This is a genomic window from Paraclostridium bifermentans (assembly GCF_964259345.1).
GTDB lineage: Bacteria > Bacillota > Clostridia > Peptostreptococcales > Peptostreptococcaceae > Paraclostridium > Paraclostridium bifermentans_B.
Genome location: NZ_CAXVJR010000004.1, coordinates 11,902 through 27,730, shown reverse-complemented (window position 1 = coordinate 27,730; position 15,829 = coordinate 11,902). Strand labels below are relative to the sequence as shown.

The 15,829-nt window shown below is 28.8% G+C and carries 19 protein-coding genes; all 19 read right to left on the bottom strand.

Annotation, left to right across the window (positions count from 1 at the left end):
* The 19 genes from ACEXNK_RS08690 to terS all read right to left on the bottom strand — a co-directional run bounded on the left by ACEXNK_RS08690 (nt 1) and on the right by terS (nt 15,823).
* A complete protein-coding gene (locus tag ACEXNK_RS08690; RefSeq protein ID WP_373599419.1) occupies nt 1-975 on the bottom strand; it encodes an XkdQ/YqbQ family protein in 975 nt (324 codons plus the stop codon).
* Nucleotides 976-1,668, bottom strand: coding sequence for a hypothetical protein (locus ACEXNK_RS08685; protein WP_373599420.1), 693 nt, complete (start codon nt 1,666-1,668; stop codon nt 976-978).
* Between the two features lie 7 nt (nt 1,669-1,675).
* The gene (locus ACEXNK_RS08680) at nt 1,676-4,102 is read right to left on the bottom strand and encodes a tape measure protein (protein ID WP_373599421.1); all 2,427 of its coding nucleotides are present in this window, start codon (nt 4,100-4,102) and stop codon (nt 1,676-1,678) included.
* 178 nt (nt 4,103-4,280) lie between these two features.
* The gene (locus ACEXNK_RS08675) at nt 4,281-4,688 is read right to left on the bottom strand and encodes a phage tail assembly chaperone (protein ID WP_373599422.1); all 408 of its coding nucleotides are present in this window, start codon (nt 4,686-4,688) and stop codon (nt 4,281-4,283) included.
* A 95-nt stretch (nt 4,689-4,783) separates the two neighbouring features.
* Complete coding sequence (locus ACEXNK_RS08670) at nt 4,784-5,251, bottom strand: phage tail tube protein (RefSeq protein ID WP_373599423.1); 468 nt, start codon at nt 5,249-5,251, stop codon at nt 4,784-4,786.
* A 13-nt stretch (nt 5,252-5,264) separates the two neighbouring features.
* Complete coding sequence (locus ACEXNK_RS08665) at nt 5,265-6,587, bottom strand: phage tail sheath C-terminal domain-containing protein (protein ID WP_373599424.1); 1,323 nt, start codon at nt 6,585-6,587, stop codon at nt 5,265-5,267.
* The gene (locus tag ACEXNK_RS08660; RefSeq protein WP_373599425.1) at nt 6,587-7,015 is read right to left on the bottom strand and encodes a phage tail terminator family protein; all 429 of its coding nucleotides are present in this window, start codon (nt 7,013-7,015) and stop codon (nt 6,587-6,589) included. Before ACEXNK_RS08660 ends, ACEXNK_RS08665 begins: the two co-directional genes overlap by 1 nt.
* Entirely contained in the window at nt 7,016-7,408 is a 393-nt protein-coding gene (locus ACEXNK_RS08655; protein WP_373599426.1) for an HK97 gp10 family phage protein, read from the bottom strand.
* Complete coding sequence (locus ACEXNK_RS08650) at nt 7,408-7,791, bottom strand: hypothetical protein (RefSeq protein ID WP_373601579.1); 384 nt, start codon at nt 7,789-7,791, stop codon at nt 7,408-7,410. The genes ACEXNK_RS08655 and ACEXNK_RS08650 overlap by 1 nt, the downstream gene beginning before the upstream one ends.
* Nucleotides 7,788-8,120, bottom strand: a complete 333-nt coding sequence (locus tag ACEXNK_RS08645; RefSeq protein WP_373599428.1) for a phage head-tail connector protein — start codon at nt 8,118-8,120, stop codon at nt 7,788-7,790. Before ACEXNK_RS08645 ends, ACEXNK_RS08650 begins: the two co-directional genes overlap by 4 nt.
* Complete coding sequence (locus ACEXNK_RS08640) at nt 8,098-8,256, bottom strand: hypothetical protein (RefSeq protein ID WP_373599429.1); 159 nt, start codon at nt 8,254-8,256, stop codon at nt 8,098-8,100. The genes ACEXNK_RS08645 and ACEXNK_RS08640 overlap by 23 nt, the downstream gene beginning before the upstream one ends.
* 27 nt (nt 8,257-8,283) lie before the next feature.
* A complete protein-coding gene (locus ACEXNK_RS08635; RefSeq protein WP_373599430.1) occupies nt 8,284-9,192 on the bottom strand; it encodes a phage major capsid protein in 909 nt (302 codons plus the stop codon).
* Nucleotides 9,193-9,207: 15 nt separating this feature from the next.
* The gene (locus ACEXNK_RS08630; RefSeq protein WP_373599431.1) at nt 9,208-9,774 is read right to left on the bottom strand and encodes a phage scaffolding protein; all 567 of its coding nucleotides are present in this window, start codon (nt 9,772-9,774) and stop codon (nt 9,208-9,210) included.
* Between the two features lie 114 nt (nt 9,775-9,888).
* A complete protein-coding gene (locus tag ACEXNK_RS08625; RefSeq protein ID WP_373599432.1) occupies nt 9,889-10,344 on the bottom strand; it encodes a Thoeris anti-defense Tad2 family protein in 456 nt (151 codons plus the stop codon).
* 88 nt (nt 10,345-10,432) lie between these two features.
* Nucleotides 10,433-10,693 (bottom strand): hypothetical protein, encoded by a 261-nt coding sequence (locus ACEXNK_RS08620; RefSeq protein ID WP_373599433.1) that lies wholly within the window; start codon nt 10,691-10,693, stop codon nt 10,433-10,435.
* Nucleotides 10,686-12,311 (bottom strand): minor capsid protein, encoded by a 1,626-nt coding sequence (locus tag ACEXNK_RS08615; protein WP_373599434.1) that lies wholly within the window; start codon nt 12,309-12,311, stop codon nt 10,686-10,688. Before ACEXNK_RS08615 ends, ACEXNK_RS08620 begins: the two co-directional genes overlap by 8 nt.
* Complete coding sequence (locus ACEXNK_RS08610) at nt 12,304-13,632, bottom strand: phage portal protein (RefSeq protein ID WP_373599435.1); 1,329 nt, start codon at nt 13,630-13,632, stop codon at nt 12,304-12,306. The genes ACEXNK_RS08615 and ACEXNK_RS08610 overlap by 8 nt, the downstream gene beginning before the upstream one ends.
* Nucleotides 13,633-13,839: 207 nt before the next feature.
* Nucleotides 13,840-15,054 (bottom strand): PBSX family phage terminase large subunit, encoded by a 1,215-nt coding sequence (locus ACEXNK_RS08605; RefSeq protein ID WP_373599436.1) that lies wholly within the window; start codon nt 15,052-15,054, stop codon nt 13,840-13,842.
* Nucleotides 15,044-15,823: a phage terminase small subunit gene (gene terS, locus ACEXNK_RS08600; RefSeq protein WP_373599437.1), complete on the bottom strand. Its 780-nt coding sequence runs from the start codon at nt 15,821-15,823 to the stop codon at nt 15,044-15,046. The genes ACEXNK_RS08605 and terS overlap by 11 nt, the downstream gene beginning before the upstream one ends.
* Nucleotides 15,824-15,829 lie beyond the last annotated feature (6 nt).

Here is a 15,829-nt window from a genome sequence, read left to right as displayed (position 1 = left end):
TTATATCACCTCAACTTCTAAGCTCATTGTATGCTCGTTATTTTTAATCTTATGGGAAACACTAAGAACTACTACATACTTATTAAAGGGTATATCTTTTTCTAAATCTCCTATAACTAAAACAACACCACATCCAGCCTTAACTCTAAAATCTCCTATACATTCAAGTTTTAGAGATTTCTTAGGCTTGTTGTAGTGTTTTAACAACATTGTAGCTCTTTCTTTTATCTGAGCTTCATTTAATTTTTCATCTACTTTATCAAAGAATTGTAATATACCCCATTTATTTATATTGTTGCTATCCTTAACTATATAAATTTCTCTTTTTTTAGTTTCTTTATTTTCCTTAACAAGTTTAACCTGGTTATAGGTTTCATCATCAATACTAGTTTCAAAATCATAACCTGTTAGTAAACTTGCGTCTCCTATAGCTAAATTTGTTTTTTCTTCCCATACATTTAAATGCTCTAAGGTTCCAAAATTATCTCTCATAAAGAACCAATCTCCAGTATCAATAAAAGTTTGGTCAAAGGCTCTTTGTATAATTTCAGCAAGATTTTTATTATCTTCAATCCTTGAAGGTAATACATAGTTACTAGAGAATTTAATATTAGATTTTATATTATAATCATTGCAAATTTTACTAAATATTTGACTACAAGTAAGTCCTTTTAATACATAAGTATCCTTATATTTTAAATATCTTAATTGATCATAAGCAGTTATTTTAATTTCATGCTTTTCACTCTTTCCAATTTTAAAGATATATCCAAAAAATAGATTAGTATTATTTATTTTTAAAGATACTGGACTTCCTTCACTTATATAATTTTCATTTAAAATATTTTGTATAGTGAAAGTAAGTTTACCAGGATTATCTTGTATTTCTTGACTAAATTCTATATCAGATATTAAATCAGACACATCATAAGCTTTACCAGTATTAGTATTTTGAACTATCATTTCTATATTCATTTATATCACCTTTACTGATTCTTTTGTTACCCATCCCATCCAACCACCATTCATTTCAGTTACATGATAAGGATACTTTCTACCATCTGTTTTAACAAAGTTTATTTTACCTTTATAATTTCTAAGAGTCATTCCTGGCCCTCTTCCCCAACTATCTCTATGTAGCCTACCATTTACTATGACAGTACAACCTGGAGTTACTTTACCTGAAGAATTTTCTCTATTGTTTGAGGTCTCTCTATGAGGTCTGTTACTACCGTAATCTGATATTTTTACTTCTTTTACTCTTACTTCTCTAAACTCTTTAAGGCTTATTGTAAAATTAACATCATTAGATCCATATTTATAACCATATTCAAAACTTTCGATTAAAGCCATAAAGTTTATACCAGTATCACTAACTATAAATCTAATTGGTTTTTTATCTTTTCTAACTTTTTCAATAAAATCAATATAGTATCTAGGGCCTTCAAATTGATTTTTAGTTTTTATAAATGGATAGATATTATTTTCTGGTAAAAAACTTTCAAACTCTACTGTAGAAAGCTTCATATCTCTAGCTATATTAACTTCTCCTAGTTTTACTACTTCTTTAGTTTCATTGTTTCCTTCTGTCTTTACTTTTAGTTCTTCTGGGTTTACAGGGAATTGAATTAACAATCCCCTATATTCCATAAAAATTCCTATAGACATCTTATTACTATGCCCCCTCTACTATAGTATTAGATAGAGCTTCTTCAGTCATATCTTCTATAGCTGATATAATTTTGTTAATATCGGCCGTTTCTGTTACTGGTCCTGTAAATTCTACTTTCATATTAGGTCTTAATGTAGTGTACTTATTTATAAATTCAGTTTTAGCTACATCTTTTAATAATTTAATATCTTCATCAGTTATTGCAACATCATCTTCTATTTTTCCTATCTTATCTAAATTTCCACCATTAAGCTTGTCTGATAAACCTTTTGGCATTTTACCACTTCCACCAGAACCTTTACCTTTTCCTTTATCTCCTAATCCACTAGGCATACTAGGCATTCCTGATGGTTTAAACATTCCCTTACCTTTGTCCATCCCAAAACCTTTAGGCATACTTGGCATTTTAAACTTATTAGCTAGACTACCTAATATACTTCCTTTACTACCTCCTCCAAAAGAACTAGCAAATTTATGACCTACAGAAAATCCAGAGTTATAAGATTTACCAAGACTTTTATAACTTTTAACACTGGATTTCTTAACTCCTCTTTTTGCTGATACATCGGCTTTAGCAGAATCAATCGCAGCTTTTATGTTATCTAAGTTTCCAACTATGTTAACTTCAACACCTGGTATCATATTTACTAAGTCTTGTAAACTTTGAGCAACCCATCTAACTTTATCAACTATGTAAGTTGCCATATCTAAAAATAACATTTGAATTGCTCCTATTGGATCTATAAATAAATTAGATAAAAAGTTAGCTAACATTGAAAATTGATTATATATAGGAAGAATTACAACGTTATATATAACTGCCATCAACATAAAAAATAATCCTACAACAAATCCAATAACATCGGCAGCTGTTACTCCAAGTTGAATCAATACAAATATTAAAATACCAACAGCAATAGCTACTAATAATATAGGCCAATTTAAAGCCAACCAAGCAACAAATTGGGCTATTAATGGTGGAATCATTGCCCATAAAGATACAATAACACCCCATATATTAGCCATAATCAGAGGAAGTGTAGCAAGCATTTGGAATGCAGTTATTAAATATGGTAATAGCCAAAAAGTTACTATAGCTGCTCCAATTGCATAAATTAAAGGTGTCATTGAAGATAGCATATTCCATAAAAATGAAATAACATTAGATATATATCCTATTATAGTACTTATTACTCCAACAACATCAATGCCTAATAAGTTCAATACATATACAATAGCCATAATTGTCGCAATAATAGTTACAAATGGCAAATTCGCTAAAGCCCAAGCCTTAGCTATTTGAAATGCAGCAATAATTGACTGTGCCTTTAACCATAAAAAAGCTATACCTAGTCCAATTATTACAGGTTCAATAAATTCAAAATTTTGTTTAAGCCACATTATTCCACTACTAATTATCTCTAGTGCATATACTCCTATACTAGCCATAGTAACAAGTGCATTTGATATACTATCAAAGAAAACTGTTCCTCCTGAACTATTGAGCCATTGACTAAACCTTGCTGCTACAGGCTCCATTGTATTCATAAAGTTATTTTTCAATATAGTCATCTTTTGCCCAAATGTCATAGGTATTGTGGCAAATTGTTTATTTACATCTTTTGAAGCATCTGTCATAGCCTTTTTGATTATATCTGCAGTTATAGCTCCTTCTGAAGATAACTCTTTAAGCTCACCTTTTGATTTACCCATAGATTTTGCAATTGCATCGGCAAGCATTGGAGCATTTTCCATTATGGATTTAAATTCATCTCCCTGGAGCTTTCCTGCACCCATAGCTTGAGTTAATTGATACATAGCTGCACTTGCTTCTTGTCCACTAGTTCCTGATATAGCAAACATCTTATTTAAAGTTTCAACAAATCCTATAGCTTCATCATTTGTTTTAAATTGATCTCCTGCAAGCATATTTAATTTTGTTACTGCTGCAGTAGTATCTTTATAACTAGACCGAGCTCTATTAGCACTTGCTAATATCTTATCTTGTAATTGGTTTGTAGTTTGCATTCCATCATTAATCATACTTACTCTAGCTTGCATTAAAGACATAGTATCTAGATAATTTGTAGCTGAGCTAACAAGTTGTGCTCCTTGTTGAACTAATCCAACTGCAGCATATGCATTCATAAACCCCATTCCACCACCAGAACGTAATTTATTAGTAGCATTTCCTAATGAAGAAGTTTCTTGATTAGCTTTTCTCATGTCATTTTGATATTTTATTAATGCATTATCAGCTTTTCTAATTGCTTTTTCAGCACGAGTAAACTCTCTAGCTCCAACACCTGCTCTAGATGAAGCATTAACCTTTCGCATAACTTTTAAGGTAGCTTCCATGGCTCTATTCATTTTATTAAAAACAGGGGTAACTCTATCTTGCATAGTAATTGCATTTCGTATAGTTGCCATAGATGCTACCTCCTTTTCATTTTTGCTTGTGATTTCTTTTCTTCTTTTATTCTTTCATCAATCATTTCAATGACCAATGCTTTTTCACTAAGAGAGAGATTTGTAAACTTACTAGGTTCCCAATGAAACTTATGTAAGCAGTAATATGCATACATAGTCTCTCCATCTCCCTCTTTAATTAGTTTTTTGCTTCTTCTCTAAGAGATTCTAAATCTTTATCAAATCCAGATAAGGCACTTATTTCCTCTACTAAAGTTGCTACTTCGCCTGCTAATAAAACTTTATTTAATAATTGCTCTGGTGTCATACATCCAGCTTTTTTAATTGATTCTGCATCTCTAAAATTAGGATCTACAGTATAATTTATAACAAGTTGTTCATTAAACATCTTACTATCAAAATTGACCTTACCTTTTTTACCAACCTTAGTACATTGTTTTTGTAAATCAGAGAAATCATCTGGTGATACTGCTTTTATTTTAAACTTTAATATTTCATCTCCATCTTTAAATCTATCTGAAACTATTATCTCTTCTGTTAAGTTTTCTGTTGGGTTACTAACTAAAAAATCCATTAATTTTGACATATATATTACCTCTTTCTTTTATAATTATTTTTAAAATTAAAAAAGCCAACCTATAAATAAGTTAGCTTTTATCTCTTTTTCTACTATTACTATTTTTATTTTAAATAAGATAATTCTTTAAACTCTTCTAATATTTCTGCATCATCAAAAGTAAAGTCCATATCCTCTTCTAATGAATCATCATCAATATCTAGTTTGGCTAATACAGTTGTATCTATATTACAGTTATATAATGCTGTTGTTTGTTTTCCTGCTGCACTTGTAGGATCTTCATTTGTAACTATCATATCAAAGTAAACATCCTTACCTGTCTTGATATATTCAACTGCTAATTTCCTAAATAATGAGCTTACATAATGAACAGTCATCTCACCTGAGCCACTCCATCCAGTTGTTTTATGTTGAGTTGCTCTTGCTCCAATAACTTGAATTTCTGATTTGTTTTTTTCCATTGTGGCTTCAAGTGATTTTATATTAAATAATTTATGAATTTCTCCATTTATATTTATTTGTGCAAATCCTTCTTTACCGCAAATCGTATCATTTGCTTTTAAGTATGCCATAGTTTGTCTCCTCCTATCCTACTGAAACAGTCATATATAGTTTTTCCATTGCATCTATAGGTTTTACTCCTACATCAACTAAAACTGTATCTATTTCATTTCCTTGTGAAACTGCTATATCTTCATTTTTAAAGTCATCTATAGCACCTAATTTATTTAACTCTTTAAAATAAGCAATAATATCTGATTTAAATGAAGTTCTTCCATTTTCATTATTATTTACCTTACCTAAATAAGTTTGTTCAAACATATTTTTTATAGAGTTATTTATATCATCTAAAGTTCTAATAACCCTGTTTTTACAGAAGTCTTTAGATTTAATAGCTGAGAAATCAGTATATGTATTTATATCAGTTTCAACTACAACACTTTCATCTTGTCTAAAACTAATTATAAATTTTCCTTTATTGATACCTTCTTTTATCTCATCATCTGTTTTTGGATTTATAATTTCAATAGCTCCTGGAATAACACTATATGTATTTGATTGGTTTAAAGCAGCACCTGCAGTTAATCCAGTTACATAACCAACGAATCCATTTACATCTATAACTTCATCTTTAGTTTTATATCCTTGATCTATTGATATAACGCCCTCGTAATTAGCTTCAGAGTAATCATTTAAAATACATTGAACCTTTTTACCTTTATCTTCTCTACATTGCTTAATAAAAGATATCACCTTTTCTTTTACTGAACTATCCGTTGTATAAACTCCCATAGTATTAAATACTTTATTATTGATAAGTTCTAAGTATTTAGAGTAATTATCAGGGGATATAGTTCCATTTGAACCATCTGTAAGCTTAATTCCAGCATTAGCTACTAACTTACCTTCTCCTGCAAAGTCTACCCAGTCATTGTCTATTAAATCTTCAGCGTTTATAGCGATTTGAGTATCTACTGTTTTTGTATCTAATAAAGTAGTAACTTCAAATTTTTCACCAGTTAACTCTTTTATAATTATAGATAGTCTATTACCTACTGTTCCTGGATATTTTGCAACAATATTTAATGGAGCTATAGTTGCTGTTGCTTTTTGTCCATTAGTATCTAATCTAAAAGCTATACACTTATAGCTATTTTTCAGACATTCTTTTATTGCTACAACTTCATTTTCATATCCATAGTATCCTAATTTATCTAATATTTTTCCATCAGATAAATCAGAACTATTTATATCTATTAATTTATTTGCTGGACCCCATCCAAGAGGTAAAGGTATAGTAGATATACCTCTTATTCCAACTTTACCAGAAGGTTTAGAAACACTTTTAAAGTTAATATACGCTCCTGGTCTTATTTTATTTTGACTTATGAAAGTACCACCAGCCATTATTTAACACCCCCATTTATATTTATTTCATTCATATTAATGTCATTATCATCTGATTTGAATACTCTTATCTTGTAAGGTATAAACATCTGTAAAACGCCATCTTGAACTTCATAAGTTATTTCTCTTATTGGTCTTAATATGAGTTTTTCATTCTTTATTTCACTTAATATATCTAATAATTTAAATGCTACCTCATCTATTTCAGGCCTAGTATATTCACTATGAAATCTTATATTTATAAGATGTTCTCTATTGAATATTTCTTTAGTAGCTTTACTTTGTGATGAATTCAAATTAAAGACAAAAAAACAAGGTTTCTTTAAACCTTGTAGTTTCTTATCTTTATATATTTGAGTATCATTAAAATTATCTTTTAACGTTCTTGTAATTGTACTTACTATAGTATTTGATTTAATTTCAATCATTTAATTAACTCCTAAGCTAGCCATAAATTTAATAAATTCTCTATCAAACCTTTTAGGAATATTTCTTTCAACTTCTTCAATTGAAATTGTAGCCATATAATATCCTTCTACCCATCCTTCTCTATCTCTTGTTGCATGTCCATTTTCAACATAACTAGCGTAATCTTTACTGTTATATAAATAAACTACTAAATTTTCACCTTGTCTAATAACTCTGGTAATCTCCCAATTCCGTCTTAGTTCTCCTGTATCAACTGGAGTTCTTTTTTTAGTTTTGGCTAATACTTCCATAGCATTTTTAGTTAAAAATTCAAATAAAAATTTATTAAATTCAATAGTTGCTTTTTGAAAGTTTTTAACATATGTTTCTAACTCGCTAAAATCTGTACTCATTACGCTTGACCTTCCTCTATTAATATAAATTCTTGATTTATATCATATTTAATTGGTTTACCTGCAATTCCTTGTATCTTTTGTTGAGCTTTTCCATCTAAAATTAATTCAGCAACTATATGATCTCCCTTTAATACTTCTTCATCTGGAGAACAAAATATTTTAAATTTTGTAATCTCTTTATTTATGTCATCTATATTTAGGTTATGAGTATCCTCTTTAACTTTAGATATCCTACAAGGTATATTTTTAAATTTAGGGTTTGGGTCTAACTTTTCACTAGTACTTCCATCCTCATCTTCAACATCAGTATATCGTTGTATTTCAAATTTATCTTTATAAAGTAATTTACTATACTTTCTATATTTAGATAAATTCATCAAAATGATAATGTTCTAAACTTATTTAAAACCTTTATATTATTATTAAATACAACTTCTTTTGATGTACTTTCTTTTGAGTTAAATGTAAGTGTAGTGTCTCCTTCTTGAATGCTTTTTAAATTTTCATCATCGCTACCATTAATTTTTGAGTTAATATATCCTAGTGTTATATTTACTAGTGTATTCTTTAACCCTAGTGGAACCTCTAATATATTACAATAAGTACAAATATCTATTTTAGCCTTTTCCAACTCTAATTCAATAATTTCATCACTAGCTTCAATATTTAAATGCTTAAGTTCTAATTTAATTAGCTCCTTCAGCTCCATCTTCTTCACCTTCTTCATTATCTGGTGTATCTTGGTTATTTTCTTCTTTATAAGGTTTAAATCCTTGCTCTTTATATATTAAATTAAATGCTTTTTCAGATGCTTCTATTATCTTTTTTCCTTTTACATATTTCATATATATCATTCCTTTCTAATTTTTAATTTAAGCTTCTACTTTTTGAGGTGTAGGAGAAGTACCTTTAGTTGCTAATACTGCGAATGCTTCATCCTTTATAGGTAAAAATCCTAATCTCATAGTTGCCTTTATTCCTATCATGTCTTGCTCTGCTAATGATAGTGGCTTTCCATCTTCATCTAAAGTACCTTGTAATGTAGCTTCTTTTAATATTTCATATTCTAAGCCATCTCTTATACCTACTAAAGATTTAGCCCAGTCTGCTGCTATTATTTCAGCTTTAGTTTTATCCCATGATCCATTACGTGAAAACTCTATTGGTTCATTATAAAACTCTTTAGTATCTACTCCATTAACAAATAATTGATTTCCATCGGCATCTCTTAATTTTCTTAATCTATTCTTAATTCCATTGTTTGCAACAAATCCATTAACATCGAATCCTGAATCTTCAATTAAAGCCATAGTGTCTGATACATCTAAGTCTAAAGTCTTTGAAGTTCCATCTACTATAAAGTTTCCTGCAGTAACTGCTGAGTTAAATATATTTTTTGCAAATGGTGAGTTAGTTCCAAATAAACAAGCAGCATCTATCGCTTTATAAAATGCTTCTGCTATATCTGGTTTTAATTCTTCAAATACATTTATAGTTGTATCTTTTAGCTTTTCTTTTGTTACTGGTATTATAACTGCTAACTTTTTAGCCTTCATCTCAGGATAAATCCACCCAGCCTTTGTAGTTTGAATTCTAGCACCTTCACCTACCCAGTAAGCTCCTGGTCCATCTGTCATAACTGGGAATTTCTTAGTATCACTTGTCATAGGCTTAACAGCAGATAATCTTAATATACTAGAACCTCTTGCTATTCCTTTCATGATATCTTTTGATTGTTCTACTGGAACAAATCCTTGTAATTCGTCTTTTAATTTTGGCATAAATATATCCTCCTATTATCTCTTAACTTGATTTTCTGATATTATATCTATGAAGTTTGCACTCCCTGTACTAGCTTCATCTCCACCACCTGGTTCATATACATATGTTGAGTCATCACCTTTTTTATCATCTTCATTGACTGTAAATAAATCTTTGTACGTTTCTTTAGATGTATTTATTATTTTATCTGCTCCAACATATTCTCCATTGACCTCTGCTATATCATCTAGCTTTGATGTTTTCATAAGTAAATCTAAGTATTCTTCTTTAGCTCCAGCTTTTCTATAGCTATCTTTTAAAAAGTTTTCTTTTCTTATAGCAGCTACTTCTTTATCTTTTGCTTCTAGATCATCCTCATATTGTTTTACTTTTTTTTGTAACTCTTCATTATCCTTATTATCCTTTTTTAAATCTTCTATTGTCTTATTAGCTGTTTTAAGCTTTTCATTAACATCATTAAATGTTTCTTTAGGTGTCATATGTTTAGGTATTTCTGTATTAATACTCTTAATTAATTCATCAATATCTAACTTTCCATCAGTAATCTTAGCACCTTCTAATAACTTTCTTAACCATTCCATATATAAACCTCCATATGCTTATTTTTTCTAATAGGTTTTTATGCCTGCCCTCCAGGTAATGTAGAAATGCCTTTGTTCTTTATGCTCTACAAAACTTTAAAAAGAGAAAAATATTTAATTTACTATAAACCAATCATTTTCAAGCATATCAGCCTGAGAGGGATGCCATGGGTTTCTATATTTCCCTATATTTATATAAAGATATGAACCTGTCATTTTACTGAACTCCGTAGGGACTTGACACTCTATAAACATACCTTCCTTATGCCAAGATTTTTTACTTAATCTAATGCCTCTTTTAAGATACTTAATAGCTTCATCAAATCCAAATAAAGCTTCTCCTCCTAGTATTGGTGTGTTTTCTTCATTAGATATTGTCCATTCATCACTAGCTATATTCGAGAACGTATAATCAACAACTTTAGTTTCTCTTATATCTACAATGGTATTATCTTTGCAATGCATCATTATAGATTGAGCTTCATTATCCCAAAACCAGTAACCACCCCACGAAGGAAGTTTAATCTTATTACCTTGTTTCATTAATTTAAAAGCCTTATCCCATTTCATAATTAACAACGCCTCCATTATTATTAAATTTACAAAAGTTTAATTGCATAATAAAAGCACTTACTTTTTTTGTATTAGTAAGTGCTTGTTAATTAGTTTGAAAATATATCTCATCATATATTGTTTGAAGTTTTTTCCCATCTTCATTTAAATAATCTTCATTTATAAATCCAATTTCTAACTGTTTATCTTCAACATATTCCATTATATCTAACTTTGTATCTACATCCATGTGAAAATAAACATTATCTTTTTCATATATACTATCTTTTATTCTATTTTTTAGTTTTTCATCTAAAATATTAATCAAATAATCGTATATTTTTATATTTAACTTTATTTTATACATTTTTTAATCTCCTTACCAAGTCAGCATCAGTTGGATTACATTGTATTAGATTACCTGTATACGGATTTATAGTTACTGTTACTTTCTCTCCAATAAATTTATGACTATTTTTCTTAGGTTCTTCTTTTACTTTTAAAGGTCTTTTTAAAGTATCTTCTATAACATTTAAATCAACCCCATCTCTAGGTCTCTTTTTTTCTGGATCAAAAGAAGTTCCAACAACTCTTTCTATAAAATGTTTACTTTGTGTTTTAATTTCTATTCCATTTGATGTAATTAAGCCAATCAATTCTTTTTCTATTCTACTTTTAAAAGTCTTATAATCACTAAAAGGTGTAAATGCTGAAATCATATTACTTTGTCTTGATTTTTTATAATCTTTTAACAGTTCCCATTCATTAGTTTTATTATACTTTAGTTTTTGGAACTTATCAAATGATTCAGGCATACTATCTGCTCCGACAATCTCTTTATACTCTCTATATTGTTTTTTATCGCTTGATCTATTACTGATTTTCTTTGTTTCTGCAGTAATTATATCTTTATTATATTTAGAATACTGTTTATCTTTCCAATCGCTATAATCTATATCATCTATATAACTATTTCTTCCTGTAATGGGATCTCTTGATATCCTTTCATATGAGTTATCATTTTCACCACCCCATTTTATTACTGGAACTGTTGTACTTCTACAAAAACAATGCATCGGAGGATAGTTTAATCCTGTAACTGCATCTTTAACCTTAAATACTTTACCATCTAAGCTTTGACATATAGCTGATGTTCTTAAATCTAAAGTTGCAAGATACTCATATTCTTTAATATTATTAGCATCATAGCTTTTTTTAGTTGCTTGTTCTGCTATAAATGCTGCTTCAGTTCTAACTAACCTTTTACAGTCATATAGCTTTCCACCTCTTAAGTTTCCATCCTTATCTCTTTTACCTAATGTAGCTTCTTTTAAGTTTTTAGCAATTATATTAGGATGTTCACCTCTTATTAAGCCTGATGTTATAACACTATCTAACTTATAATTAAAGTTACTAGTTATGTTCCATACTTTATCGCTATAATTCTTACCACTCCAAGGATTATTTAAAAGTTCCTTTATAATATTAGGAGAAGGAATATCAAACCTTAATCCTAGATTGTCTGTATATAGACATTGACTATATAGATTATAAAAGTAACTATCTTGGTAAATAGAATTAAAAGTGCTTGGTACTTCATCCATTAATAGTCTTTCTAGTTCTGTAGATTGAATTTTAATATTAGCTTTAAGTACTTCAAGTCTCTTTACCCTAGCCCTAGTTGATAGAGCCTGTAATTCGCTCCTATACAAAGTTGATTTCTCTCGATTTTTAGAAGTTTCAATATAATACTTTAAATCCTTTTGAAATTCTTTACGCTCATTATCATTTAAATATAATAGAGCTTCTTGATATGATAGTTCATTATCATTAGCATACTTTTCATATAGCTTTAAAATTTCATTCTCTAGCTTTTTAACTGTATTATTCATTATATCTTCTATATCTTTTATTCTTTCATCTACAGATATATCTATTAGATCAAGTCTTTCCTTTTCCCTATCTTCCCAATATTCTTTACTCATCTACTTCTTTTCCTTTTGGGGTCTCGTAAGGATCATACTCATTTCGTTGCTCTTCTTTTCTTAAAAGCTCTAAAGCTTCTTCTGGATCTTCTATCCAAGGGTGATTTCTAATAATTATTTCTTCTGGAATAATTCCAACTGAATTTCTAGCTATTTCTGAGTTCTCTAAGTCGTTTGATATCATATTTCTTGTGTAGGTTTGAGTTATTTTAACTTTATCGTCTTTTTTTAAGTACCTAAGAATTGCTCTTATCAAAGTTGCAAATCCTTTTTTAAACTCTGTTTCTGTAAATCCAGATTTTAACTCTAATTTCCTGTAAAAAAATTTAAGAGCCACTCCAGAAGCATTACCAAAACTTTCGGTATCCTGTTGTAGCCCTTGTCCACTTTCATATATTTGTTTTTTCAATATATCTAATATTACTTTTCGTGCTTCTACTGGAATTTCTATTTGTAAAGTTTTTAATCCTCCACCATTACCAGTACCATCACTTTCTGTTTTTACAGTCTTATACCTCTTAAGCTCTCCCAGAAACTCTTTTAAATCAGTTCCTCCATAGTTTTCTAGTATGTAAATAATTTGTTGTATATCTTCTAAATCATTTGCAAAACCACTCATTACTCTATCATATAAATCTATTAAATCTTTATATTTAGATAAATCTGATTTGCAATTTTTATTATTAAAAAACGGTATAAAAGGAATCTGTTCTAACTTATGCTTTATAGTCTTAATATCTATTATTTTATCAATTACAGATATAGATCCTTTCAATGTATATATAACTAACTCTTCATTAGTCCAATGTTCAAATATTACTACATCATTATTATCATGTTTACTAGAGTAGTATCTATATAACTCTTTTAACTCCTTTTTAAGAGTATTATTATATCTAGGTATTATTTGCTCTGTTGGAACAAGTGCATAGTTAAAAGTTTTTTTATCATCATTAATCCAATAATGAATCCATCCTATACCACAGTTTGATGCTTCTATACATGTTTCTTTTGAAATACTCTCAAAGTCATCACCTAATACTTCAACTATTGAGTCTGTAAGTTTCTTATCACTTCCAATATTAAAAATAACTGGATATGTAAACATATAAGATGCCTTCTCATCAACTAATAACTGATGGAAGTTATGACTTATTCTATTGTCTGCATTTCTTAATGGGTCTGATTCATTTAATGCAACTCCTGTAGCTTTTATATCACCTTCGTTATCATAATACTTTTTAAACTTTAAAATATCTTCTCGACTTGAGTTATCACTTTTAATTATTTCTTTAATTTTATCTATATTCAGGAATCTCACCCCCTAGCTTTTCAACTATTCCTTAAATAGACGTTTTCAGTATAGTTAATATTTTCATAGCATTTTCAACGTATTCATAAGAACTGTATATGAACTTTATTTTTTTAAGTCTTATTTTTTTGTATAATTCATCTTATTTTTTCAAATAAAACACATAAAACTTTATTTATTAAAGTATTTAAAATGTTTTTAATCAATTTTCCTTAATTATTTAAAAACGCTTAATCCACTTGGTTTCCTATTTGAATATATTGCATATCTTAATGCATCCAATACATCGTCCCATACTTTTATAGGTTCACCTGTAGTTTTATTCCATGCATACATAAAAATTTCTTTCTTAAATAGTTCCACATTTTCTTCAACAACTTTAAGTGTATTTGTTTTAAATCCTTTTGCTACTACCTCTATACCACTTATTACAGACTTATCAGCATTCTTTGCTCTAAGGCCTTCTCTTTTAAATCTCTTTACATGTTCTGGTCGGGCACTATCACAGTAGAATATTATATTTCCATATTCTGTTTTTATTTGCTTTGCTATATCTACCCAATAGTCTATTTCTTCATATTGCTTAGCATATTCTTTTAGTAGATATAAATTTCCTTTATCATCTTCACCTATAACAACTATAGATCCATAATGTTCATATCCCCAGTCAACACCTGCAAAGTATTTTACAAATTTAACATCTTTTAATTGCTGTTTATTTATATAATGAATATTTTTTCTAAAGTCTTTATATACAATTCCTTCTGCTGATACCCATAATCCCTTTATATCTCTGTCATAAAACATCCCAGAAGGGGTTGATCCTTTTACATTATTTCTATATCTATCACTTAAAAATGTATTATCATCTAACTCATAGTGATAAGCTTGTATAATCTTTCCATCTGCTTTATCTATAAAATTTACTTTTAACCAGTGTTCTGGTTGATCTGGGTTAGTATCTATTAAAATCCTAGCTCCTTCTCCTGAACATCTAGCTTTAATTTCATTGAATACTATCTCATTAGCCATAGTACCCTCATTGATATAAGCTCCAAATGAAGTCATACCTCTTATTCTTCCTAAGTCATTTATTTTAGAATGACCAAAGCAACATACTTGAACTCCAAATAATATGAATCTATTGTGTTTATCAAACTTAAACTCTATATCATACTTATTGGTTAACTCATTTAATACGTTTCTTTGTACAGCCCCTAAATCAGCTCCTGCTAAAATATATTGAGGTAATGGTATATTTAACTTATCAGCTATTTTTCTAACTCTTCTAAGTTCATATAGAAATAAATCATTATCTAATATAGTTTTTCCTGTTCTCTTAGCTCCATGATTAATCAACATAAAGTAATCATTGGTCATAGCAAAGTTCATAACTTCTAACTGTTTAGCATGATATAAATCATTTAGCATTTGTTATACTCTCTTCTAACTTAGCAAAGTATTCATCTATCTTATCTTCTTTGCTCTTTTCGTTATTTGATAATTTCTCTTTTTCTGATTTAGCTCTAACTTTTAAATACTCTGTATCTTGCTTAATCTTTTTAATTCTAGCTTTTTGCTCTTCTGTTGCTAAGTCCCAATCCTTATGTAATAACTCCTCATAGGTTTTTATCATTTTACTTAAAGAATCTTTCATTTTAGCTATAGCTGCATTAGCTTTAACTTCTTTTTCTACTGCAAATAAGATTTCATTTTCTGTAAAATCTTCATCCTGTTTTTTTATTTCTATATCATGATCTTTTGAGTTCTTAACTTCTATTATCTTATATGCATTTGCTATCTTTGCATCCAACATGATTATGTTACGCCATAGTTTATCAAGTGTAGATTCATTATTTAATTCATTCATGGTATTAATCAAACTTTTAGGAAGTATATCCTTCATCTTTTCAATATATCTATCATTGCTCATATATCCACCATGTTTAACTGCATTTACATTACCTTCTGGAGCTCCTTTTGCTTGTTTATTACCTTTATTTCCTTTTGCATTTTTATTTCCTTTAGGTGCTCCTACTTTTGGTAGTTTATTATCCCAATCATCAATTTTTTTCCAACTACGTATATTTGTAGCTTTCTCTGATAATATTTCAGCTATTTGTGATAATTTTATATTTCCTTTGTTTTTTTTATATATTTCAAAGGCCTTTTCTCTATTAGGATTTTTAACTCTCGCCATTTAATC

Excerpts from the sequence above, each read along its gene's own strand:
- ACEXNK_RS08690 (WP_373599419.1), bottom strand. The coding sequence starts at position 975 with ATGAATATAGAAATGATAGTTCAAAATACTAATACTGGTAAAGCTTAT.
- ACEXNK_RS08685 (WP_373599420.1), bottom strand. The coding sequence starts at position 1,668 with ATGTCTATAGGAATTTTTATGGAATATAGGGGATTGTTAATTCAATTC.
- ACEXNK_RS08680 (WP_373599421.1), bottom strand. The coding sequence starts at position 4,102 with ATGGCAACTATACGAAATGCAATTACTATGCAAGATAGAGTTACCCCT.
- ACEXNK_RS08675 (WP_373599422.1), bottom strand. The coding sequence starts at position 4,688 with ATGTCAAAATTAATGGATTTTTTAGTTAGTAACCCAACAGAAAACTTA.
- ACEXNK_RS08670 (WP_373599423.1), bottom strand. The coding sequence starts at position 5,251 with ATGGCATACTTAAAAGCAAATGATACGATTTGCGGTAAAGAAGGATTT.
- ACEXNK_RS08665 (WP_373599424.1), bottom strand. The coding sequence starts at position 6,587 with ATGGCTGGTGGTACTTTCATAAGTCAAAATAAAATAAGACCAGGAGCG.
- ACEXNK_RS08660 (WP_373599425.1), bottom strand. The coding sequence starts at position 7,015 with ATGATTGAAATTAAATCAAATACTATAGTAAGTACAATTACAAGAACG.
- ACEXNK_RS08655 (WP_373599426.1), bottom strand. The coding sequence starts at position 7,408 with ATGAGTACAGATTTTAGCGAGTTAGAAACATATGTTAAAAACTTTCAA.
- ACEXNK_RS08645 (WP_373599428.1), bottom strand. The coding sequence starts at position 8,120 with ATGGAGCTGAAGGAGCTAATTAAATTAGAACTTAAGCATTTAAATATT.
- ACEXNK_RS08640 (WP_373599429.1), bottom strand. The coding sequence starts at position 8,256 with ATGAAATATGTAAAAGGAAAAAAGATAATAGAAGCATCTGAAAAAGCA.
- ACEXNK_RS08635 (WP_373599430.1), bottom strand. The coding sequence starts at position 9,192 with ATGCCAAAATTAAAAGACGAATTACAAGGATTTGTTCCAGTAGAACAA.
- ACEXNK_RS08630 (WP_373599431.1), bottom strand. The coding sequence starts at position 9,774 with ATGGAATGGTTAAGAAAGTTATTAGAAGGTGCTAAGATTACTGATGGA.
- ACEXNK_RS08625 (WP_373599432.1), bottom strand. The coding sequence starts at position 10,344 with ATGAAATGGGATAAGGCTTTTAAATTAATGAAACAAGGTAATAAGATT.
- ACEXNK_RS08620 (WP_373599433.1), bottom strand. The coding sequence starts at position 10,693 with ATGTATAAAATAAAGTTAAATATAAAAATATACGATTATTTGATTAAT.
- ACEXNK_RS08615 (WP_373599434.1), bottom strand. The coding sequence starts at position 12,311 with ATGAGTAAAGAATATTGGGAAGATAGGGAAAAGGAAAGACTTGATCTA.
- ACEXNK_RS08605 (WP_373599436.1), bottom strand. The coding sequence starts at position 15,054 with ATGCTAAATGATTTATATCATGCTAAACAGTTAGAAGTTATGAACTTT.
- terS (WP_373599437.1), bottom strand. The coding sequence starts at position 15,823 with ATGGCGAGAGTTAAAAATCCTAATAGAGAAAAGGCCTTTGAAATATAT.